The sequence below is a fragment of the Streptococcus sp. V940 genome (assembly GCF_054353495.1).
In genome coordinates this window covers 733949-755984 of the sequence record NZ_JBTHHZ010000001.1, presented here as the reverse complement: position 1 = coordinate 755984, position 22036 = coordinate 733949, and the positions used below count along the sequence as shown (strand labels likewise).

Sequence of the window (22036 nt, the reverse complement as noted above, 5' to 3'; positions counted from 1 at the left end):
ATTACAAAAGAAAGGCTTCTAAGATTGACATAGAAGCTTTTAATCCTGATACTTAAGCAAGTTTTTTAAGTTTTGCTGGTTGGAAACCAGAGAAAACTTCAGTTGGTGTTTGAATGATAGGAGCAGCGCTGAAGCCTAGCTCTTTAACTTGTTCAATAAATTCAGGTTGTTCATCAAGATTGATTTCGCGATATGCGATGTTGTTACTATCTAAGAATCGTTTGGTCATTTTACATTGAACACAATTGTTTTTAGAATAAACGGTTACCATTCTGTAACTCCTCCTTCAAAATTTAATTACTTCTTAAGTATATCAGAAAAAAAATCTTTGTCAACGAAGAAAAACTAAATATTGTAGATTTTTTTTAGATGAGAGTTATCCAAACACAATATATAGTGATTGTAAAAAAATAAAATCCATAAATAACAGCGTTTTCTAAATGTTAAAATTATAAAAAACTATATGATGTATTTTGATACAGAAAATAGAAGATTTTCAGCAAGTTATCTGAAAGGAAAAAGAAGAAATCCCATAAAATACTTGAAAAAATTCCTAGAAGATGATATAATACCAAATTGTAAGGGTTATCAGATATAACTCAAAAAGAAAACATTTAAAGGAGAGTCAAATTATGGCTTCTAAAGATTTCCACGTAGTGGCAGAAACAGGTATTCACGCACGTCCAGCAACATTGTTGGTACAAACTGCTAGCAAATTTGCTTCAGATATTACTCTTGAGTACAAAGGTAAATCAGTTAACCTTAAATCTATCATGGGTGTTATGAGCCTTGGTGTTGGTCAAGGTGCTGACGTTACAATCACTGCTGAAGGTGCAGACGCTGATGACGCTATCGCTGCTATCTCAGAAACAATGGAAAAAGAAGGATTGGCATAAGAATATGACAGAAATGCTTAAAGGAATCGCAGCATCTGATGGTGTTGCAGTTGCTAAAGCATATCTACTCGTTCAACCGGATTTATCGTTCGAGACTGTTACAGTCGAAGATACAAATGCAGAAGAGGCTCGTTTGGATGTTGCTCTTGAAGCTTCTCAAAACGAGCTTTCTCTTATCCGCGAGAAAGCTGTAGGTACGCTTGGAGAAGAAGCGGCACAAGTATTTGACGCTCACTTGATGGTTCTTGCCGACCCTGAATTGATCGGTCAAATCAAAGAAACTATCCGCGCTAAGAAAGTAAATGCAGAAGCAGGTCTTAAAGAAGTAACAGACATGTTTATTACTATCTTTGAGGGAATGGAAGACAATCCATACATGCAAGAACGTGCAGCGGATATTCGCGACGTTACCAAACGTGTTTTGGCAAATCTTCTTGGTAAGAAATTACCAAACCCAGCTTCTATTAATGAAGAAGTAATCGTGATTGCACATGACTTGACTCCATCTGATACTGCTCAATTGGACAAAAACTTTGTAAAAGCTTTTGTAACCAACATCGGTGGACGTACAAGCCACTCAGCTATCATGGCGCGTACACTTGAAATAGCTGCAGTATTGGGTACAAACAACATCACTGAACTTGTAAAAGACGGCGACATTTTGGCTGTTTCAGGTATTTCAGGCGAAGTGGTTATCAACCCAACTGAAGAACAAATTACAGAATTCAAAGCAGCTGGTGAAGCTTACGCTAAACAAAAAGCTGAATGGGCTCTTTTGAAAGATGCTAAAACTGTTACTGCAGATGGTAAACACTTTGAATTGGCAGCAAATATCGGTACACCTAAAGACGTTGAAGGTGTGAACGAAAATGGTGCTGAAGCTGTTGGTCTCTACCGTACAGAATTCTTGTACATGGACTCTCAAGACTTCCCAACAGAAGATGACCAATACGAAGCCTACAAAGCAGTTCTTGAAGGTATGAACGGTAAACCTGTTGTCGTTCGTACAATGGATATCGGGGGGGATAAAGAACTTCCTTACTTCGATCTTCCTAAAGAAATGAACCCATTCTTGGGTTACCGTGCTTTGCGTATCTCTATCTCTGAAACTGGTAACCAAATGTTCCGTACTCAATTACGTGCTTTGCTTCGTGCATCTGTTCACGGTAAATTGCGTATCATGTTCCCAATGGTTGCTTTATTGAAAGAGTTCCGTACTGCAAAAGCTATTCTTGAAGAAGAAAAAGCGAAATTGGTTGCTGAAGGTGTTGCAGTTGCAGATGATATCCAAGTAGGTATCATGATTGAAATTCCTGCTGCAGCTATGCTTGCTGATCAATTTGCTAAAGAAGTTGATTTCTTCTCAATTGGTACAAACGACTTGATCCAATACACAATGGCTGCTGACCGTATGAACGAACAAGTTTCATATCTTTACCAACCATACAATCCATCAATCCTTCGCTTGATTAACAATGTTATCAAAGCAGCTCACGCTGAAGGTAAATGGGCTGGTATGTGTGGTGAAATGGCCGGTGACCAAACTGCGGTTCCACTTCTTGTCGGAATGGGCTTGGATGAGTTCTCAATGTCTGCTACTTCAGTACTTCGTACACGTAGCTTGATGAAGAAACTTGACACAGCTAAGATGCAAGAATACGCTAACCGAGCTCTTACTGAATGTTCAACAATGGAAGAAGTTCTTGAACTTTCAAAAGAATACGTTAACTTTGATTAAAAACATTAAAACCTTGTAGAACTAAACTACAAGGTTTTTTGTACGATGATTTCAAAAGTCCACCTGTAAATTTTTCTAAAAATATGGTAAAATAGACAAAGGAAAAATACGGAGGCAACTATGCAAAACAGACCAATCATTATCGGAGTAACAGGGGGATCTGGTGGAGGAAAAACTAGTGTTTCTAAAGCAATTTTATCGCATTTTCCCAACGAAAAAATTGCCATGATTGAGCATGATTCCTACTATAAAGATCAATCTCATTTAACCTTTGAGGAGCGTATTAAGACTAATTATGACCATCCTTTTGCTTTTGATACTGACTTGATGATTGCGCAAATTAAGGAATTGTTGGCAGGGCGTCCTGTTGATATTCCTACCTATGATTATGCTGCGCATACTAGAAGCTCGAAAACCTATCGCCAAGAACCTCAAGACGTCTTTATTGTAGAAGGAATTTTGGTTTTGGAAGACAAACGTCTTCGTGATTTAATGGATATCAAGATTTTCGTGGACACTGATGATGATGTTCGTATCATCCGTCGTATTAAACGCGATATGGAAGAACGTGGTCGTAGTTTAGACAGCGTCATTGATCAATACCTTGGAGTCGTAAAACCTATGTATCATCAATTTATCGAGCCTACTAAACGCTATGCTGATATTGTGATACCTGAAGGTGTAACCAATACTGTAGCTATTGATTTACTGACAACAAAGATTGAAAAGATTTTAGAAGAAGCTCGTTTAGCCCAGTAATAATTAAAAAAACTGTATCTCTTGATACAGTTTTTATTGTTTAATTTTTTCAAGTCTCGGAACAATGACGAGTGTTAAGAGGGCTGAGATAATTAATTCTGCGATTGAATTTGTTGAGATAACAGTCGCTAATAGTTTTTGAATATTTCCATCAAAAACATTACCAAAGAGAAAGAAGATACCGCCTAAGACAAAAACTGTATTCGTGAGTGAGCCAAGTGCACCTGCAAAGATGAGTCCAGCTCTTCCTTTTAGTAGTTTATAGACGAAATAAGGGGTCAAACCGATTAAGATACGAGGAACAATTGCGATCACAACTGAATAGAAGTTACCATTAGGTACAAAAGGTGAGAAGAGATAGCTTGTTGGCAGGATTGTGAGAGTATTAACCGTTAAGCTAAGCATTCCCATCAGAAAACCTAAGGTAGCGCCGATTCTTGGTCCGTAGATAATACTTGCAATAATTACTGGAATGTGAACGATGGTTGGTTTGATTGGAAAGGGAAGTACATTAAATAAAATCGAGCTTAGTAAATGAATAACAATCATAATAGCAAAAAAGATAGCGATTGGAGCAATATTAGAGCGTTTGTTCATGAATTTTATCCTTTATTTCTTGTAAAATAGTTTCGAGATTAGCGAGAGCACCATGACCTGTATCTCCACAGGCCAGTAGAGAATCTTTGGGAGAAATAATAGTATAACTATAATCTTCTAAAGTTTTAAGATTAGCTTGGGTCGCAGGGTGGTCATACATCTTTGTGTTCATAGCTGGAGCCAATAGTTTGGGTACAAAGTGTGGCAAAGCAAGAGCAGTAGCAGTCACCATATTGTCAGCAAAACCGTGAGCTAATTTAGCGATTGTATTTGCTGTCGCAGGAACTACGATAAATAAATCTGTTTCTTTTCCTATTTGAATGTGATTCACTTGATCTGGAAAAGGTTCGTGCATGACATCGAGATGTACAGTATTTTGTGATAGTACTTGTAAAGTTAATGGCTGAATGAATTCTGTAGCTGACTGAGTCATAAGAACAGTAACAGAATGCCCCTGTTTTTTTAAAGAACTAACTAGGTCAACCGTCTTGTATGCAGCAATAGATCCTGTAATAGCGAGTGTAATACGGGCCATAAAATTCCTTTCTTTTAGTCATAACTTTTGATTTTCTCGAGGAGTAAATCAGCAATTTCATGTTTACTCATAGCAGTTTGGAAAGAATTTTTTTCAACTAAGTAAGCCTTATGTTGCTCGCTACTAATCTGAGTAAGGTCGTTTGCGACAATTAAATCAGCTTGGCTCTTTTCAAGACTTTCCCGAGCAATTTGAATCAGATGTTCCTGGCTGACATCAACCAGTAATTTAAATCCAATCAGATGAATGTTAGGATTCCATTCTTTAACTAGAGATATGATTTTTGGATTCTTCTTGAGAAATAGAACCTGAACGTCTTCCTTAGATGAGATTTTTGTTTCCTCATTTTTCTTATCTAAAAACTCTGTTAAATCTTGACTAGTTTCAACCTCATCAAAACCAGCCATATAGACAGGAGTGTAATCTGATACAGCCATAGAATGGATTAAGACCTGGTAATCCGTAACCTTATCTTTCATGACTTGCAGCAAATCAGCAGTATTTTTAATTTCGATGATGGTCAAGTTTGGATGACTAACTGGCTTAACTGCCTGAAGAGTGGTAATCAAACAAACTTCATGGCCATCCTTTAGAAGAGTCTCGGTGATAATTTTTCCAAGTTTACCGGAAGAGTGATTGGTAATAGAACGAACTCGATCAATTTTTTCACTTGTACCACCAGAAGTAACTAAAATTTTCATAGAACTATTGTACAAAAAAATGAGCATTAAGTAAAATGAAAGCGATGTAACAAGGGCCGAAAATAGGATGTTAATCCATAGTTAAAATCTATAAAGGCATATAAAAAATTAAATAGAGATAACGAAAATCTGTTATTTAGCCATATTCACGAACGTTACTAATCATAATGACTGTTAAAAATCTTGTTTTATGATATAATGAATTAACACATTAGAGGCTAGAGGAGTTTTTTATGAAAACAGATATTGAAATTGCACAGAGTATTGAGTTAAAACCGATCGTTGATGTTGTTGAGAAACTTGGTATTTCATACGATGATTTGGAGTTGTATGGAAAGTACAAGGCTAAACTAAGCTTTGACAAGATTCGTGAGGTTGAGGCAAATCCAGTAGGTAAGTTGATTCTTGTTACAGCTATCAACCCAACGCCAGCAGGTGAAGGAAAATCAACCATTACCATTGGTCTTGCTGATGCTTTGAACAAGATTGGTAAGAAAACTATGATTGCTATCCGCGAACCTTCACTTGGCCCTGTTATGGGTATTAAAGGTGGAGCTGCTGGGGGTGGTTATGCCCAAGTGTTACCAATGGAAGACATCAACCTTCACTTTACTGGGGATATGCATGCTATTACAACTGCAAACAATACTCTCTCTGCCTTGATTGACAATCACTTACACCAAGGAAATGAGCTAGGAATCGACCAACGTCGTATTCTCTGGAAACGTGTTGTTGACTTGAATGATCGTGCTCTTCGTCATGTAACTGTTGGTCTTGGTGGTCCACTTAATGGTATTCCACGTGAAGATGGTTTTGATATCACAGTTGCTTCAGAGATCATGGCTATCCTTTGTTTGGCAACTGATATTGAAGATTTGAAACGTCGTTTAGCTAATATCGTTATCGGCTACCGTTATGATCGTACACCTGTTTCAGTAGGTGATTTACAGGTTGAGGGTGCCTTGGCATTGATTTTGAAAGATGCTATCAAACCAAACCTTGTGCAAACAATATATGGTACACCAGCATTCGTACACGGTGGTCCTTTTGCAAATATTGCCCACGGTTGTAACTCTGTATTGGCGACAAAAACAGCTCTTCGCTTAGCTGATTATACTGTAACAGAAGCTGGCTTTGGTGCAGACCTTGGTGCAGAGAAGTTCCTGAATATCAAGACTCCTAACTTGCCAACTGCTCCAAGTGCAGTAGTCATTGTAGCGACTCTTCGTGCCCTTAAAATGAATGGTGGAGTTGCTAAAGATGCTCTGACAGAGGAAAATGTGGAAGCAGTACGTGCTGGATTTGCAAACTTGAAACGCCACGTTGAGAATATCCGTAAGTTCGGTATTCCTGCGGTTGTTGCTATAAATGAATTTGTTTCTGATACAGAAGCTGAAATTGCAGCTTTGAAAGAACTATGTGCTTCAATTGAAGTTCCAGTTGAATTGGCTAGCGTATGGGCTGATGGAGCTGAAGGAGGAGTTGCTCTAGCTGAAACTCTCGTAAAAACAATCGACGAAAACCCGGCAAACTACAAACGTCTCTATGACAACGACCTTTCTGTTCAAGAAAAAATCGAAAAGATTGTTACGGAAATTTACCATGGAAGCAAAGTAAACTTCGAGAAGAAAGCTCAAACTCAAATCGCACAAATCGTACAAAATGGTTGGGACAAATTACCGATCTGTATGGCGAAAACTCAATACAGTTTCTCAGATAATCCAAATGCACTTGGAGCACCTGAAAACTTTGAAATTACTATTCGTGAATTGGTACCAAAACTGGGTGCAGGCTTTATCGTTGCACTTACTGGTGACGTTATGACTATGCCTGGACTTCCAAAACGACCAGCTGCTCTCAACATGGATGTTGAAAGCGATGGAACTGTTCTTGGATTATTCTAATCGAACAACAAAAGACAACCTCTTTGATAAGGTTGTCTTTTTAACTACAAAAAACTCCTAGAAATCTTCTAGGAGTTTAATTTTTATTTCATAGTTGGGAAAAGAAGCACGTCTCGGATAGTTGTAGTATCTGTGAGTAGCATGCAGAGACGGTCGATACCGATTCCCAAACCACCTGTTGGCGGCATACCGTATTCAAGTGCTTCGATGTAGTCGTAGTCAATGCCTGTTGCTTCGTCGTCACCAAGCTCTTTGGCTTTGGCTTGAGCTTCGAAACGGCTAAGCTGGTCGATTGGGTCGTTCAACTCAGTAAAGGCATTTCCGTATTCTTTAGTCATGATGAAGAGCTCGAAACGATCTGTAAAGCGCTCATCTTCAGGATTTTTCTTAGCAAGTGGTGATACAGCTACTGGGTGACCATAGACAAAGGTTGGTTGAATTAAGGTTTCTTCAACAAATTCTTCAAAGAAAGCATTGATAATGTGACCGACTTCTGTATAGTGTTTCTCAACTGGAACTTTCTTGTCAGCAGCAATAGCTTTAGCTTCTTCGAAAGTCATATCTTTCCAGAAATCAACACCAGTAATTTCCTTGATTGCATCAACCATGTGTACACGTTTAAACGGTTCATTGATCTTGATTTCAGTTCCTTGATAGATAACTGGACCGTCACCTTTAACAGCTTTAGCTACGTGTTGGATAATACCTTCAGTCAAGTCCATGATATCGTGGAAGTCTGCATAAGCTTGATAAACCTCGATAGAAGTGAACTCAGGGTTGTGTGTAGCGTCCATACCTTCGTTACGGAAGATACGACCGATTTCGTAAACGCGTTCCATACCACCGACGATAAGTCGTTTCAAGTGAAGCTCAGTCGCGATACGAAGCACCATGTCAATGTTTTGAGCATTGTGGTGAGTGATAAACGGACGAGCAGCAGCACCACCAGCTTCATTGTGAAGAACAGGTGTCTCAACTTCTAGGAAACCTTGAGCGTCGAGGTAGCGACGGATTTCAGAGATGATTTTTGAGCGAGTAACAAAACGTTCAAAGCTTTCACGGTTTGAAATCAAATCAAGGTAACGTTTACGGTAAATAGTTTCAACGTCTGTTAAACCGTGGAATTTTTCTGGAAGCGGACGAAGGGCTTTAGACAAGTGAGTGATGTGTGTAGCCTTAATAGAGAGTTCTCCCATATCGGTACGCATGACTTCGCCTTCGACACCAAGGAAGTCTCCGAGGTCAGCCTTTTTGAAGATTTCGTAGTTTTCTTCACCAACTTCATCTTTACGAACATAGATTTGAATTTGGCCTTCGCGGTCTTGAAGGTGGGCAAATCCAACCTTACCTTTACCACGTTTGGTAACAAGACGACCTGCAATAGTAGCAGTTTCGTTTAGTTCGTGTAGCTGTTCTTTATCAAGGTCAGCGAATTTATCTTTTAGTTCTTGAGAGTTGGCAGTACGTTCAAAACGTTTACCGAAAGGATCAATTCCTTGTTCACGGAGCGCAGCCATTTTTTCGCGACGAACGATTTGCTGGTCATTTAGTTCTTCCATGTGTTCTGTTGACATGAGTTCCTCCTAATTTTAATCGAAATTTGAAATAATAAATTAATTTTTCACGATAATCCATTTTATCATAAATAGTCAAGAAATTCACGGATATTCTATAAAAACTGAAAAGAACTTGATTGTTAATATCAAGTTCTATATTTTTGATAAGAAGTATCGTTCCAAGTCTTTAGAGTAAATGTTTCAAAGTCATCAGTTTCTATAATTGTTAGACTTGCATTAGCCAAACCTCCGTCTTTACGAAGCAGAGCTTCCTGATAGCCTATAAGCGTTCGAAGACTTGCAGTAAGGTTTGCTCCATGACCAACAAGTAATAGGTGTTCTGCCTTAGAGTTTTTTAAGGATTTGATAAATTGGATGGTGCGCTGAGTTGTAGTGTAGAGTGATTCAGCTTCAAACATGCGAGTATCAAACTTAGCTAAGTTTGTTTTGAAGGCTTGAATTTGCTGAGGGTAGATAGCATTTAAAGTCGCAATTTTTAGACCTTCCAGTTTACCTAGGTGCCATTCTCTGAGTTCGGGAACACTTTCTAAAGGACAAGGATTTTTCAGCTGACTTTGGATAATTTCAGCTGATTTTACCGCTCTTGGTAAATCACTCGAATAGATCTTGTCAAAAGGGATATCTTTAAGATACTGGCCCAGGTCTTTTAAAGTTTCAATAGATTCAGGAAGAAGTGGTGAATCTCCGCCAGCACCTTGAAAACGACCTTCTAGATTCCAGACTGTTCGACCGTGACGGACAAAGTAAAGTTTCATCAGTTTATCTCCTCCAAGATATCAACAAAGCTGGCTTTTACAAAGTTTGCCAGATCTTTAGGTGCGATGATGATACTGTGTCCGACCTCGCCAGCAGAGACAATCATTTTTTCCAATTCCAATGCCCTTTCATCAATATAAATAGGGTAGTTGTGTTTTTGACGGATACCTACAGGGTTATTAGCTCCATGGATATATCCAGTCGTTTTTTCTAAATCCTTTTGAGGAATCATGGCCACTTTTTTATTTCCAGAAATCTTTGCTAATTTCTTTTCAGAAAGGTGTTCGGTGATAGGAACAATTCCTATTACCGGACCAGTCTTGTCCCCTAAAAGAGCTAATGTTTTAAAAATGTGACTTCTCTCATACTCAGAAGGAAGCTCTCCCTCTAAAGCATTGATTTGAATCCCTTGGTGTTCAACACCTGCCTTAGCTAATATTTGCTCGACTAAGGTCTTTTTTACTTTAGTTTTTTTTGCCATTATTTGTACTTATCCTCCAATTGACTCATCCAAATCCCTAACCAAATGCCAAGAGCAAAAAAGAAGGCAACAATGACATAAGACACAAGAGATAAACCACTGTAGTTAATACTTTCAGCATTACCCGCATTTGGAATCAATATCAAGAGTGTGCTTGAAAGAACAATCGCAATGATGAAATGATAAACACGAGAGTGATACACTCGAAGAGCGTAATCCATCAATTTTGAAAAAACGACTAGAGTAGTAGCAGCCCCAATTCCTATTGGAAGGAAGGTACCAAATAAATCAAAAGTTTTAAATCCAGTTAACATTGGGGTATAAAGACCTAAAATCAAGAGAAGATTTGAGGGGCTTAATCCTGGAACTAAAATACCTAGAGCAAGAAGAGCACCAGCTAGAATAAAACTTGTGAAACTTGCGTTGAGTGAACCAACCACAAAGTTTAAAGCGTAAAGACCAATTCCAGAAACAATAAAGGTCACCCAAAACCAGATAAGGTCGACTTTGTCTCTTTCAGAATCTTGAGTAGCCTCTTTTACAAGACTAGGGACTGTACCAATAATAGCACCCGCAAAACTCCATAAAACATAAACTTGATAATGCTCAAGGAGGTACTCAATTGGATAAGAAAATAGCCCAATACCTAGTAACATACCGATAGCAACAGGTAAGAAATAAAGAATATCTTCTTTTAGGTTTTTAAATGGATGGGCAAGAAAACGAATCATTCTCTCATAGATACCCAAAATAGCTGCCAAGACTCCACCAGAAATACCAGGCAAAATAAATCCTAGGGCAATAACAATTCCTTTAATCATTTTTGAAATCCAAGATAACATAAACTCTCTCCATATTTATTCTCTAAAATTCTCTTCTTGTATTATATCACAAAGTAAGAGAAATAAAAAAGCAAGCAGAAGTAATATCTTGCTTGCTGAATGAAATTAAGGTTTTAAAAATAGCTTTCTAAACGTCTCTTCCTTATCTTTTGATAAAGAAATAAGATTTAGGTCTAGATGATGTTCAAATCCAACCAGTTTACCCTTTGAGGTGTATTGATGAAGATCAAAGTCAAGGTCTGTATTTGGTGAACTTTCAAAGTAGCCCGAATCAGGTCCGTAGGAAGGAATCCAAATAGCTGAAAACTTATCTGTGCTGATGCTATGCTCTTCCATGAAGTAAACTCCGATGTAGATACCGATGTTTTTAGCACCTAGAGATTCTAGTTTAGCACGAAAAGCTTCAACCCCTTTATTCATGTCTGACATGGTTTTTTCTTCGACATCTAACCAATAGTAACTTGGATTGTATGGGGAAGCTGAATTGTAGAATGCTTCAGCAGCCTTTTCCATTTCCTCTACACTTTTTCCAGATACATATGCATAGACAGCAACTGGAATATTCCTTTTTTGGAATTCTGATATATGACTTTTATAAGCTTTATCTGTTCCATTCGTATAAGATGCATCGTTCTCAGTAGTAATCTGGTTTCCTCCGTGGACTCGAACAATAGCACCAGAGATATTTTTAGATAAAATATCATAGTTAATCTCTGACGGTCTTTGCCAACCAGAGATATCAATGATAGGCTTATCCAAGTTATGTAGAGCTTGTGTTTCTATTTGAACTGGATTTTGTTTGGTTTTTACAGGATGTTCTTCGAATCGTGGACGATTGAGAATCAAGAGTCCTATAAAAGCAGCAAATATAATAACTATAAAAGCTGGACGAATTTTTTTTCTCATACTCCTATAGTTTATCGTAATTCGTGAAAAAAATCAAAAAATTTACTCAAAACGGAGTAGTGACAGTCATTAGCGTTATGTTGAGGTTAACAAATTTGTGTATCGTGAAGTAAATTGTGGTATAATAATAAAGAATTTCTATAGAAAAGAGAAAAATATGGCAAATTATGCAATTATTTTAGCAGCGGGTAAAGGTACCCGTATGAAATCAGATCTACCTAAAGTTATGCACAAGGTTGCGGGAATTTCAATGCTTGAGCATGTTTTTCGTAGCGTTGGAGCAATTAATCCTAAAAAAACAGTTACTGTAATCGGACATAAGGCTGAACTTGTAGAGCAAGTTTTAGCAGGACAGACTGATTTTGTGAGACAATCTGAGCAACTAGGTACTGGTCATGCGGTTATGATGGCCGAACCAATTCTTGAGGGTCTTTCTGGACAAACATTGGTTATTGCAGGTGATACACCATTAATCACGGGTGAAAGTTTGAAAAACTTGATTGATTTTCATGTGAATCACAAGAACGTAGCCACTATCCTTACCGCAGAAGCTGAAGATCCATTTGGTTATGGACGTATTGTTCGCAATGATAATGCTGAAGTACTAAGAATTGTTGAACAAAAAGATGCGACTGATTTTGAAAAGCAAATCAAAGAAATCAATACAGGAACTTATGTTTTTGATAATGCTCGTTTATTTGAAGCTCTTAAAAACATCAATACCAACAACGCTCAAGGTGAATACTATATTACAGACGTGATTGGTATTTTCCGTGAAGCTGGTGAGAAGGTAGGAGCTTATACTCTGAAAGACTTTGATGAAAGTCTCGGTGTAAATGACCGTGTCGCACTTGCTACAGCAGAAGCTGTAATGCGTCGTCGTATTAATCAAGCACACATGGTCAATGGTGTTAGTTTTGTAAATCCAGAAGCAACTTATATTGATATTGATGTTGAAATTGCTCCAGATGTACAAATTGAAGCTAATGTAACCATAAAAGGTTCTAGTAAGATTGGTGCTGAGACTATTTTGACGAATGGAACTTATGTTGTCGATAGTACTATCGGTTCAGGTGCAGTGATTACCAACTCTATGATTGAGGAGAGCACAGTTGCTGATGGTGTTACAGTCGGACCTTACGCTCATATTCGTCCAGGTTCTAGCTTGGCAAAAGATGTTCATATTGGAAACTTTGTTGAGGTGAAAGGTTCTAGCATTGGAGAAAATACAAAAGCTGGCCATTTGACATACATTGGTAACTGTGAAGTTGGCAGTGACGTCAACTTTGGTGCTGGTACTATAACAGTGAACTATGATGGGAAAAATAAATTCAAGACAGTCATCGGCAACAATGTCTTTGTTGGTTCTAATTCAACCATCATTGCTCCTGTTGAACTAGGAGATAACTCTCTTGTTGGCGCAGGTTCAACCATTACTAAAGACGTGCCTGCTGATGCTATTGCCATCGGTCGTGGCCGCCAAGTTAACAAAGACGAATATGCAACTCATCTCCCTCACCATCCTAAAAACAAATAGGAGCCAACCATGGAATTTGAAGAGAAAACACTCAGCCGTAGAGAAATCTATAAAGGTCCTATTTTCCAATTGGTACAAGATCAGGTTGAACTTCCTAATGGAAAAGGGACAGCTCAACGTGATTTGATTTTCCATAATGGTGCAGTATGTGTTCTTGCAGTTACTCCAGAAAATAAGATTGTTCTAGTCAAGCAATATCGCAAGGCTATTGAAAAAGTTTCTGTTGAAATTCCTGCAGGAAAACTAGAAATTGGAGAAAACGCTGATCCTGAATCGGCAGCCCTTCGTGAATTGGAAGAAGAAGTTGCCTACACTGGAAAACTGACTCTTTTGTATGATTTTTATTCTGCTATTGGTTTCTGTAATGAGCGATTAAAACTTTATTTGGCAAGTGATTTGACAAAGGTTAATAATCCACGTCCACAGGATGAAGATGAAACTTTAGAATTACTTGAAGTTAGTCTTGAAGAAGCTAAACAACTGATCCAGTCTGGTGATATCTGTGATGCCAAGACTATCATGGCTATCCAGTACTGGGAATTACAAGAAAAATAGGGGAGGAACCTATGGGAAAACCTTTATTAACAGACGAAATAATCGAGCGTGCAAATCGTGGTGAAGATATCTCTGGTCCTACTTTAGTAGATGATCAAGAAACAAAGATATTATCTACTTCATCTCAACATTATAGAGCTTCACGTTCAAGTGACCATGGTTTTAGTCAAGATACCCTAACGATTGAGGTTGAACCACAAATCCATAAAAGTCGTCGAATTGAAAATACTAAGAGAAATGTTTTTAACTCCAAACTGAATAAGATTCTATTTGCTGTTATTCTTCTCTTGATTTTGCTGGTTTTAGCAATGAGATTTATTTAAGGGGAATGTCATGAAAATTGGAATTATAGCAGCTATGCCAGAAGAGCTAGTTTATCTGATTCAACATTTAGAAAACGCTCAAGAAGAGACGGTATTAGGATATAAGTATCATACGGGTAAAATTGGTTCAGTCGAGCTTGTCTTGGTCGAGAGCGGAATTGGTAAAGTCATGTCTGCTATGAGTGTAGCAATCTTAGCCGACCACTTTAAAGTAGATGCTGTTATCAACACTGGTTCAGCTGGTGCTTTAGCAGAAGGAATCGAAGTTGGAGATGTAGTGATTGCTGATAAGCTAGCTTATCATGATGTTGATGTGACAGCTTTTGGTTATGAATACGGTCAGATGGCCCAACAACCACTCTATTTCGAATCTGACAAGAAGTTTGTCAATTTGATTCAAGAGAGTTTGTCTAAACTTAGCCAAAAATGGCATTTAGGTTTGATAGCGACCGGTGATAGTTTTATTGCAGGTGAAGATAAGATTAAAGCTATAAAAGAACATTTTCCTCAGGTGCTTGCGGTTGAGATGGAAGGAGCGGCTATCGCTCAAGCAGCTCACGCGCTGAATCTACCTTTCTTAGTTGTCCGTGCCATGAGTGATAATGCTAACCACGAAGCTTCTATTTCATTTGATGAATTTATCGTAGAAGCAGGACGCAGATCAGCTCAAGCCTTGTTGACACTTTTACAATCTATTCATGATTAAAATAAAAAGAACACTTGCTGGTGTTCTTTTTTTAGGAAAAAAGGAAGCTTGTCTCTGATAGAGTTATTTTCAGTCTTTTTTGATATAATAGAAACATTGATTTGAAGAATAGGAAGAGAAAATGAACCCTTTATTAAACGGTATGAATGACCGCCAAGCAGAAGCGGTACAGACTACAGAAGGTCCACTGTTAATCATGGCAGGGGCTGGTTCTGGTAAGACACGAGTTTTGACCCATCGTATTGCCTACTTAATTGATGAAAAGATGGTTAATCCCTGGAATATTTTAGCCATTACCTTTACCAATAAGGCTGCTCGTGAAATGAAAGAACGTGCCTATGGGCTTAATCCAGCTACACAGGACTGTTTGATAGCGACCTTTCACTCTATGTGCGTTCGTATCTTACGTCGTGATGCGGATCATATTGGTTACAATCGTAACTTTACCATTATCGATCCAGGTGAGCAGCGAACGCTGATGAAACGCATTCTCAAGCAGTTGAATTTGGATCCAAAAAAATGGAATGAACGCTCTATTTTAGGGACCATTTCTAATGCTAAGAATGATCTGATTGACGATATTGCTTATGCTGCTCAAGCAGGAGATTTATATACAAACATTGTCGCTAAGTGTTATGAGGCCTATCAAAAGGAACTCCGTCAATCTGAGTCAGTTGACTTTGATGATTTGATTATGTTGACCTTACGTCTCTTTGATCAAAATCCCGATGTCTTGACTTACTATCAGCAAAAGTTCCAATATATCCATGTCGATGAGTACCAAGATACCAACCACGCTCAATATCAACTGGTCAAACTGTTGGCTTCTCGCTTTAAAAATATCTGTGTTGTTGGGGATGCGGACCAGTCTATCTACGGTTGGCGTGGTGCGGATATGCAGAATATCTTGGATTTTGAGAAGGATTATCCTCAAGCCAAGGTTGTTTTGTTGGAGGAAAACTATCGCTCAACCAAAACCATTCTCCAAGCAGCTAATGACGTTATTAAAAACAATAAAAATCGCCGTCCTAAGAATCTCTGGACACAGAACGAAGATGGCGAACAGATTATTTACTACCGAGCTAACGATGAACAGGATGAGGCTGTTTTTGTAGCCAAAACCATTGATGAACTTGGTCGAAGTCAAAACTTCCTACATAAAGACTTTGCAGTCCTTTATCGTACTAATGCCCAGTCACGTACCATTGAAGAAGCTCTTCTCAAGTCTAATATTCCTTATACTATGGTTGGTGGTACCAAGTTCTACAGCCGTAAGGAAATCCGTGATATCATTGCTTACCTCAATCTCATTGCCAACCTAAGTGACAATATCAGTTTTGAGCGTATCATCAATGAACCAAAGCGTGGAATTGGCCCAGGAACTGTTGAGAAGATTCGTGATTTTGCTAATTTGCAAGAAATGTCCATGCTGGATGCTTCAGCCAATATCATGTTATCAGGAATTAAGGGTAAGGCAGCCCAGTCTATCTGGGACTTTGCCAATATGATTCTGGATTTAAGGGAGAAACTGGACCAATTAACCATTACAGAGTTGGTTGAGGCTGTCCTTGAAAAAACAGGTTACGTTGATATTCTAAATGCACAAGCAACATTGGAGAGTAAGGCTCGGGTTGAAAATATCGAGGAATTCCTTTCTGTTACCAAAAACTTTGATGACAATCCTGAAAGCCAAGAAGAGGAGACAGGACTAGATAAACTTAGTCGTTTCTTGAATGATCTTGCTTTAATTGCAGATACTGACTCTGGTAGTCAGGAGACATCTGAAGTAACCTTGATGACCTTACACGCGGCTAAAGGACTTGAATTCCCAGTTGTCTTTATTATTGGCATGGAAGAAAATGTCTTTCCGCTTAGTCGCGCCTCTGAGGATCCTGATGAATTAGAAGAAGAACGTCGTTTGGCTTACGTAGGAATCACGCGCGCCGAGAAGATTCTCTATCTAACCAACGCCAACTCTCGCTTACTTTTCGGACGTACAAGTTACAATCGTCCGACCCGTTTTATCAACGAGATTAGTTCAGATTTGTTGACCTATCAAGGTTTGGCTCGTCCAGCTAATACGAGTTTTAAAGCTTCTTACACAAGTGGAAACACTACATTTGGGCAAGGAATGAGTCTGGCACAGGCTCTTCAAGAACGAAAACGAAATACTGCGCCTACATCTATCCAATCAAGTGGTTTACCATTTGGACAATTTGCATCTAATAGTAAATCTTCTTCTAGTGAGACAAATTGGTCAATTGGTGATATTGCCCTTCATAAAAAATGGGGTGAAGGGACTGTCCTTGAAGTATCAGGTAGTGGAGCTACCCAGGAACTAAAAATTAACTTTCCAGAAGTCGGTTTGAAAAAACTTTTGGCTAGTGTAGCACCGATTGAGAAAAAGTAAGTTTCTAAACGAATAAGATTCCCTTATCACAAGATTGTGATAATTTACAAGTTTTTAACAAATAGCTTTTTAAACTTCACTATCTTAAAAAACAGTGTATAATTGAGACTGTTTTTGAAAGGAGAAAAAATGACTGAAAAACAAATGAAAACTTTAGGTTGGATTGCAACCTTTATGTCTGTAATGATGTATGTTTCTTATATTCCTCAAATTATGAATAACCTTGCTGGTCAAAAAGGGAATTTTATCCAACCAGCAGTAGCTGCACTTAACTGCAGTCTTTGGGTTTACTACGGTCTTTTTAAAAAAGAACGTGATATTCCTTTGGCAGCAGCTAATGCACCAGGTATCGTTTTTGGACTTATTACCGCATTGACAGCTTTAATTTAATATAGCTAATGAACTCTTCTTCGTATTTAAGCATGAAGGAGAGTTTTTCATTATCCGAAATTCCTAAAAAAACATGATATAATACTATTAGAAAGGTTGGTGTTTATGGCTAGAATACTTATCGTTGAAGATAATAATGAGATTCAAGAAATTTTGAGAACTCTTCTTTCTGAGGAGCATGAGGTGATTCAGGCTTTTTCTGGTACTGAAGGAATGATTCGATTTGAACAAGGTGACATTGATCTAATCCTGTTAGATATTATGCTTCCGGGAAAAAATGGTGATCAGGTTTTAAAAGCCATTAGACACGATAGTTCAGTTCCTGTCATCATGCTAACTGCCCTAAGCGATAAAAAGCTCATCAGCCAATATCTCTTAGATGGTGCTAATGATTATATTGTAAAGCCTTTTGATTTGGATGAAGTTTTTGCCAGGGTTACGGTACAATTACGTCAAAATAGTGACAAGCAAGCAGCTGAAATCGAACATCCAGACAAGTTGATTCAACAGTTAAAAAATATTCAATTTGATGCAGATAGTTTTGAGATCAAAAATTGCCAGGAAACTATTCGCCTAGCTAAGAAAGAATGCTTGATTCTCCAAACCTTGTTGGGACATCCTAAGAAAATTTTCACGAAAGAAGAACTCTATGAATTAGTCTGGGAGGATACTTATTTACCAGGCGACAATACTCTCAACACTCATTTAAGTAATCTCCGTAAAAAATTAAGCCAACTAGATCCTGAGCAAGAGTATATTGAAACTATCTGGGGAGTTGGTGTTCGGTTAAAAGGAGATGAGCAATGATCTATATTTTACTTTCTTTGCTACTGCTGGTTATTATCCTATTGACGATAGGATTGATTCGCTATCATCTAGCACTCGTAAACTTGAGCCAACAAATTGAAGACAAGATTCAGACTGGAAGTATGAAGAGAATCGGAGTATCAACTTTCTCCAAGGATTTTTTACATCTTTACCAGCAAATCAATCATCTCTTTCAAGAAGTTGAGCAGTCACGCTTGATTATGAAGCGAGAGAAGCAGACTTTAGACATGGCTATTAGCAATATTGCACACGATATTCGAACACCTTTAACGATTGCGTCAGGTTATACTCAGCAATTGCTTAAAACAGAAAATCCTGAGTCTGAGAGTTTGAGAAAAATTGCTCATCATCTCAATCAAGTTTCAAAACGGCTAGAGGCTCTTTTGGACTATCGTCGGTTAATGGAAGGAGCAGTGAAACCTGACTTATCTGAGTTAGAAGTCTCGACATTTATGACACAAAAATTACTAACCTATTATGATTCATTTCAGACGGCAAAGATTAACCTTGATTTGAAAGTAGAACCTGGTTTGTATTTACTGACAGACTCAGATTTATTAGATCGTATGTTACAAAATCTTATTGGCAATGTTCTAAAACATGGTAAGGATGAAGCGGAATTTTCTCTGAAGGAAGTGGACAATCATATCTGTTTGGAAATTGCTAATCTGGTTAAACAACCCATTCGTAAAATTGAAAATCTCAGTCAACGATTTTACTCTGAAAACCTCTCAGATACTGAAGAATCATCAGGTTTAGGTCTTTATATTACAGAAGAATTATCCCATCTCCTTGGTGCAGAACTACAACTAAGTACCGATGGTGCTTGGTTTACAGTTAGAATTATTTTTTAAAATAAGGAACCTCCTCTATTTGATTAGAGGAGGTCATTTTTATAAGCTTTTCTTCTTGAAAACAGCAAGTCCACTAATGGTAAAGAGTAGAATAATGGTTACAGTAACGATAACGGTATATAGAATGGCCTGGCTATAGTCAGTCATGGCATAGGCAAAGTTCAAGGATAAATAGCGCAAAATCTCGATATCTGTAAAGATAAGCATTGGCATTGAAAGTAAGGTAGAACTGATTAAATAGCCAATGAAAACAGCCAAATAAGAATGAGTCACATAGAGAATGAAGGAAACAATAGATAGCCAAGCTAGAATGCAGAGAAATTGAAGAGAAATTGTTAGAAGGAGATTGCCAATAAATCCTTCTGGCATCGTACCAATCCCGTTTAGGATAGTTGCTGGTACGAAAGCAATGACTAGGCTAACAAGAATTTGCATTAGCGCGATGCTTGCTAATACAAAAAATTTAGCTAAGAAAAACTCTGTCCGAGAAACACCCACTGTCAAACTGTTTTTATAGAGTTTTCCGATAAGATCAACTCCTAGAACTAAGCAAGCAAGGATAATACAGAGGAAAACTAGGTTTGAGCTATTGCTAGAGGTGTTAATAAGGGCTTGTATACCATCCCATCCCTTGCTTGGCAGTTCGGTTTCTGCGTTTGTACTTGTACTGACGGATATGATCTGTCCTGTAGCTCCGAAAGTAGCCCCCATTAACATGAGTGCAAGGAGAACGAGCTCTGTAATCCAAAAACCTTTGGAACGGAAAAGACGGTAAAAGTCTGCTTGAATGGTATGTATCATGGTTTTCCTCCTATTTTACTAATTGTGTGAAGTATTCTTCAAGATTTTGACGAGCATAGTAAATCTCATCCACAGCGACATCTGCTAGAGTAAGTTCTTTGAGAATGCGTTTAACATCTTGTTCATGACTAAAAATATGAATTTCATTATCTGAATTAACAACTTTAAATTCAAGATGCACTTTGTCTTTTAAGATTTGACAAGCTTTTTCCTTTTCATTTGTTTTTAGAACAATATAGTCTTCATTCAGTGTCTCAAATTCGGCCTTACTGATTTCTCGAATGATTTTCCCTTGGTCTAGAATTCCAAAGCGATTAGCAACCAGATAGAGTTCTGACAAGATATGACTAGAGATGAGAATGGTTATGCCTAGTTCTTGATTGAGCCGTTGAATCATCAGACGAAATTCTTTGATACCGATTGGGTCGAGACCATTGATAGGCTCATCTAAAATCAGGAAGTCTGGTTTGGATAGTAGGGCAATCGCAATGCCTAGGCGTTGTTTCATCCCAAGAGAGAAATCTCGGAAAACTTTTCTACCTGTATCTGTTAATCCCACATACTTTAATGTTTCCTGAATGACTTGATCAGCATTTGGGATATGTCGAATAGTACAATAATATTTCAGATTTTGATAGGCTGTCAAATGATTGTGAGCTACTGGGGATTCAATGACTGAACCTACTCGAGATAGGGCTTTCGTGCACTCCTTATATCCTTGACTGGAAAAGAGGGAAATCGTTCCATGGTCAGCAGATAATAATTGAGTAATGATTTTAATCAGAGTTGTTTTACCGGCACCATTCTTACCAATAAGTCCATAAATATCTCCTTCTTTAACTGATAGATTAAGATCTTGTAGAATGGGTTGTTTACCAAATTGTTTGGACAAGCCATGGACTTCGAGGACTGTTTTCATAGTTTTCTCCTTTAATCTTTAAGGTGTTTTATTTTTATAACTCTAGTATAAAGCATAGATATCAAAGAATCGTCAAGCATTTCTAAAGAGTTTCTAAAGTTTTTTAATTTTAAAAAAAAATAAAAGCCCAGTTGGCTAGAAATACTAGTTGACCGGGCTTATTTTTTACAAAATATATTTCTCAATAGCGCGTGCAACACCATCTTCTTCATTGCTAGCAGTTACGGCATCAGCGAGAGATTTTACGTGGTCGCTGGCATTTCCCATGGCGATCCCCAGCCCAGCAAACTCTAACATCTCAATGTCGTTATTGGCATCACCCATAGCCATGATTTCAGAAGGTTGGATATCCAAAATCTCAGCTAAACGAGAAAGAGCAGAAGCCTTGGTTGTACCGAGTGGCATTGCCTCATAGATAACAGGTTGGGAACGAACACCGCTAAATCTCTGACAAAGTTCATCAGCAAATCGTTGTTCAAAGTCATCTGTTTGTTCTTTTGTCCCTAAAAACATTCCTTGGAACATACGATATTTACCACTAGTAGCTTCTTCCAGTGAGATTTCAGTCAGGTCAGAAAAAACAAGTGTGGCATCATATTGAACGATAGGATTTGGTTTGCCTCCGAGAACGAAGTAGTGGTCTTCATCAAAGAGAGTCAATTGAACCTCACTCTTTTCAGCAAGATCATTCAGGTATTCGATGTCAGATTTGCTAAGTTCCCGCCAGTCAACAAGGCTCCAGTCACTGGTTTGGTGGGTAGAACAACCATTATTGACAATAACGTATTCATTTTGCAAATCAAGACCGAGTTTCTTGTAGTAGGGAAGAACCCCAAAGAGAGGTCGTCCAGTACAGAGAACCAGTTTGACACCTTTTTCGATAGCTTTATGAATGGCATCAATATGAGCCTGAGGAATTTCCTTGGCTTCGTTGAGAAGAGTACCATCCATATCCAGAGCAAGTAGTTTAATCATAGTAATTCCTTTTCACGTCTTTTGTCTATATTATAGCATATTTTGG

General features: G+C 38.1%; 24 protein-coding genes. 12 read left to right on the top strand and 12 right to left on the bottom strand.

Translation table 11 applies throughout. The features are described from left to right. Positions 1-52: 52 nt before the first annotated feature. Positions 53-271, bottom strand: a complete 219-nt coding sequence (nrdH, locus tag ACXYSM_RS03825; RefSeq protein WP_006145603.1) for a glutaredoxin-like protein NrdH — start codon at positions 269-271, stop codon at positions 53-55. Between the two features lie 361 nt (positions 272-632). Between nrdH and ACXYSM_RS03820 the strand changes: the two genes are divergently transcribed. From ACXYSM_RS03820 to udk, 3 genes are all read left to right on the top strand, one after another. After that, on the top strand, positions 633-896 hold the full coding sequence (locus tag ACXYSM_RS03820) for a phosphocarrier protein HPr (protein ID WP_000146952.1): 264 nt from the start codon (positions 633-635) through the stop codon (positions 894-896). A 4-nt stretch (positions 897-900) separates the two neighbouring features. Beyond that, complete coding sequence (gene ptsP / locus ACXYSM_RS03815) at positions 901-2634, top strand: phosphoenolpyruvate--protein phosphotransferase (RefSeq protein WP_458634421.1); 1734 nt, start codon at positions 901-903, stop codon at positions 2632-2634. A gap of 120 nt (positions 2635-2754) precedes the next feature. After that, positions 2755-3393, top strand: coding sequence for a uridine kinase (udk, locus tag ACXYSM_RS03810; RefSeq protein ID WP_004253618.1), 639 nt, complete (start codon positions 2755-2757; stop codon positions 3391-3393). 33 nt (positions 3394-3426) lie between these two features. On the opposite strand, the gene ACXYSM_RS03805 is transcribed toward udk, so the two are convergent. Genes ACXYSM_RS03805 through coaB form a run of 3 tightly spaced genes read right to left on the bottom strand, consistent with a single transcriptional unit; the run spans position 3427 to position 5226 of the window. Further along, positions 3427-3990, bottom strand: a complete 564-nt coding sequence (locus ACXYSM_RS03805) for an ECF transporter S component (RefSeq protein ID WP_049496359.1) — start codon at positions 3988-3990, stop codon at positions 3427-3429. Continuing rightward, on the bottom strand, positions 3974-4525 hold the full coding sequence (gene coaC / locus ACXYSM_RS03800; RefSeq protein WP_458634420.1) for a phosphopantothenoylcysteine decarboxylase: 552 nt from the start codon (positions 4523-4525) through the stop codon (positions 3974-3976). Before coaC ends, ACXYSM_RS03805 begins: the two co-directional genes overlap by 17 nt. Positions 4526-4539: 14 nt before the next feature. Beyond that, positions 4540-5226: a phosphopantothenate--cysteine ligase gene (gene coaB, locus ACXYSM_RS03795; protein ID WP_458634419.1), complete on the bottom strand. Its 687-nt coding sequence runs from the start codon at positions 5224-5226 to the stop codon at positions 4540-4542. A gap of 233 nt (positions 5227-5459) precedes the next feature. Between coaB and ACXYSM_RS03790 the strand changes: the two genes are divergently transcribed. Further along, the gene (locus tag ACXYSM_RS03790) at positions 5460-7130 is read left to right on the top strand and encodes a formate--tetrahydrofolate ligase (protein WP_458634418.1); all 1671 of its coding nucleotides are present in this window, start codon (positions 5460-5462) and stop codon (positions 7128-7130) included. An 83-nt stretch (positions 7131-7213) separates the two neighbouring features. On the opposite strand, the gene lysS is transcribed toward ACXYSM_RS03790, so the two are convergent. The 5 genes from lysS to ACXYSM_RS03765 form a co-directional block, all read right to left on the bottom strand. Further along, on the bottom strand, positions 7214-8704 hold the full coding sequence (gene lysS, locus ACXYSM_RS03785) for a lysine--tRNA ligase (RefSeq protein ID WP_458634417.1): 1491 nt from the start codon (positions 8702-8704) through the stop codon (positions 7214-7216). A 128-nt stretch (positions 8705-8832) separates the two neighbouring features. Continuing rightward, a complete protein-coding gene (locus ACXYSM_RS03780; RefSeq protein ID WP_458634416.1) occupies positions 8833-9462 on the bottom strand; it encodes a histidine phosphatase family protein in 630 nt (209 codons plus the stop codon). After that, complete coding sequence (locus ACXYSM_RS03775) at positions 9462-9944, bottom strand: aminoacyl-tRNA deacylase (protein ID WP_458634415.1); 483 nt, start codon at positions 9942-9944, stop codon at positions 9462-9464. Before ACXYSM_RS03775 ends, ACXYSM_RS03780 begins: the two co-directional genes overlap by 1 nt. Beyond that, entirely contained in the window at positions 9944-10786 is an 843-nt protein-coding gene (locus tag ACXYSM_RS03770) for a DUF368 domain-containing protein (RefSeq protein WP_458634414.1), read from the bottom strand. The genes ACXYSM_RS03775 and ACXYSM_RS03770 overlap by 1 nt, the downstream gene beginning before the upstream one ends. 105 nt (positions 10787-10891) lie before the next feature. Then, on the bottom strand, positions 10892-11692 hold the full coding sequence (locus ACXYSM_RS03765) for a glycoside hydrolase family 25 protein (protein WP_458634413.1): 801 nt from the start codon (positions 11690-11692) through the stop codon (positions 10892-10894). Positions 11693-11849: 157 nt separating this feature from the next. Here ACXYSM_RS03765 and glmU point away from each other — a divergent pair, with 157 nt between their 5' ends. The 8 genes from glmU (at position 11850) to ACXYSM_RS03725 (ending at position 19295) form a co-directional block, all read left to right on the top strand. Beyond that, positions 11850-13229 carry a bifunctional UDP-N-acetylglucosamine diphosphorylase/glucosamine-1-phosphate N-acetyltransferase GlmU gene (gene glmU / locus ACXYSM_RS03760; RefSeq protein WP_458634412.1) on the top strand — a complete coding sequence of 460 codons (1380 nt, stop codon included), beginning with the start codon at positions 11850-11852 and terminating at the stop codon, positions 13227-13229. 9 nt (positions 13230-13238) lie between these two features. Further along, complete coding sequence (locus tag ACXYSM_RS03755; protein ID WP_458634411.1) at positions 13239-13784, top strand: NUDIX hydrolase; 546 nt, start codon at positions 13239-13241, stop codon at positions 13782-13784. An 11-nt stretch (positions 13785-13795) separates the two neighbouring features. After that, positions 13796-14107 carry a cell wall synthase accessory phosphoprotein MacP gene (macP, locus tag ACXYSM_RS03750; RefSeq protein ID WP_016465808.1) on the top strand — a complete coding sequence of 104 codons (312 nt, stop codon included), beginning with the start codon at positions 13796-13798 and terminating at the stop codon, positions 14105-14107. A 10-nt stretch (positions 14108-14117) separates the two neighbouring features. Then, positions 14118-14813: a 5'-methylthioadenosine/adenosylhomocysteine nucleosidase gene (locus ACXYSM_RS03745; RefSeq protein WP_458634410.1), complete on the top strand. Its 696-nt coding sequence runs from the start codon at positions 14118-14120 to the stop codon at positions 14811-14813. A 121-nt stretch (positions 14814-14934) separates the two neighbouring features. Then, a complete protein-coding gene (gene pcrA, locus ACXYSM_RS03740) occupies positions 14935-17223 on the top strand; it encodes a DNA helicase PcrA (protein WP_458634409.1) in 2289 nt (762 codons plus the stop codon). A gap of 129 nt (positions 17224-17352) precedes the next feature. Beyond that, positions 17353-17613, top strand: a complete 261-nt coding sequence (locus tag ACXYSM_RS03735; protein ID WP_045763891.1) for a SemiSWEET family transporter — start codon at positions 17353-17355, stop codon at positions 17611-17613. 105 nt (positions 17614-17718) lie between these two features. Further along, positions 17719-18420 (top strand): response regulator transcription factor, encoded by a 702-nt coding sequence (locus ACXYSM_RS03730; RefSeq protein ID WP_458634408.1) that lies wholly within the window; start codon positions 17719-17721, stop codon positions 18418-18420. After that, positions 18417-19295 (top strand): sensor histidine kinase, encoded by an 879-nt coding sequence (locus ACXYSM_RS03725; RefSeq protein WP_458634407.1) that lies wholly within the window; start codon positions 18417-18419, stop codon positions 19293-19295. The genes ACXYSM_RS03730 and ACXYSM_RS03725 overlap by 4 nt, the downstream gene beginning before the upstream one ends. Positions 19296-19334: 39 nt before the next feature. Here ACXYSM_RS03725 and ACXYSM_RS03720 read toward each other — a convergent pair whose 3' ends face one another. From ACXYSM_RS03720 to ACXYSM_RS03710, 3 genes are all read right to left on the bottom strand, one after another. After that, positions 19335-20096, bottom strand: coding sequence for an ABC transporter permease (locus ACXYSM_RS03720; RefSeq protein ID WP_458634406.1), 762 nt, complete (start codon positions 20094-20096; stop codon positions 19335-19337). Between the two features lie 10 nt (positions 20097-20106). Next, positions 20107-21015, bottom strand: a complete 909-nt coding sequence (locus ACXYSM_RS03715; RefSeq protein ID WP_458634405.1) for an ATP-binding cassette domain-containing protein — start codon at positions 21013-21015, stop codon at positions 20107-20109. Positions 21016-21180: 165 nt separating this feature from the next. Next, positions 21181-21990: a Cof-type HAD-IIB family hydrolase gene (locus ACXYSM_RS03710; protein ID WP_458634404.1), complete on the bottom strand. Its 810-nt coding sequence runs from the start codon at positions 21988-21990 to the stop codon at positions 21181-21183. Positions 21991-22036: the final 46 nt, after the last annotated feature.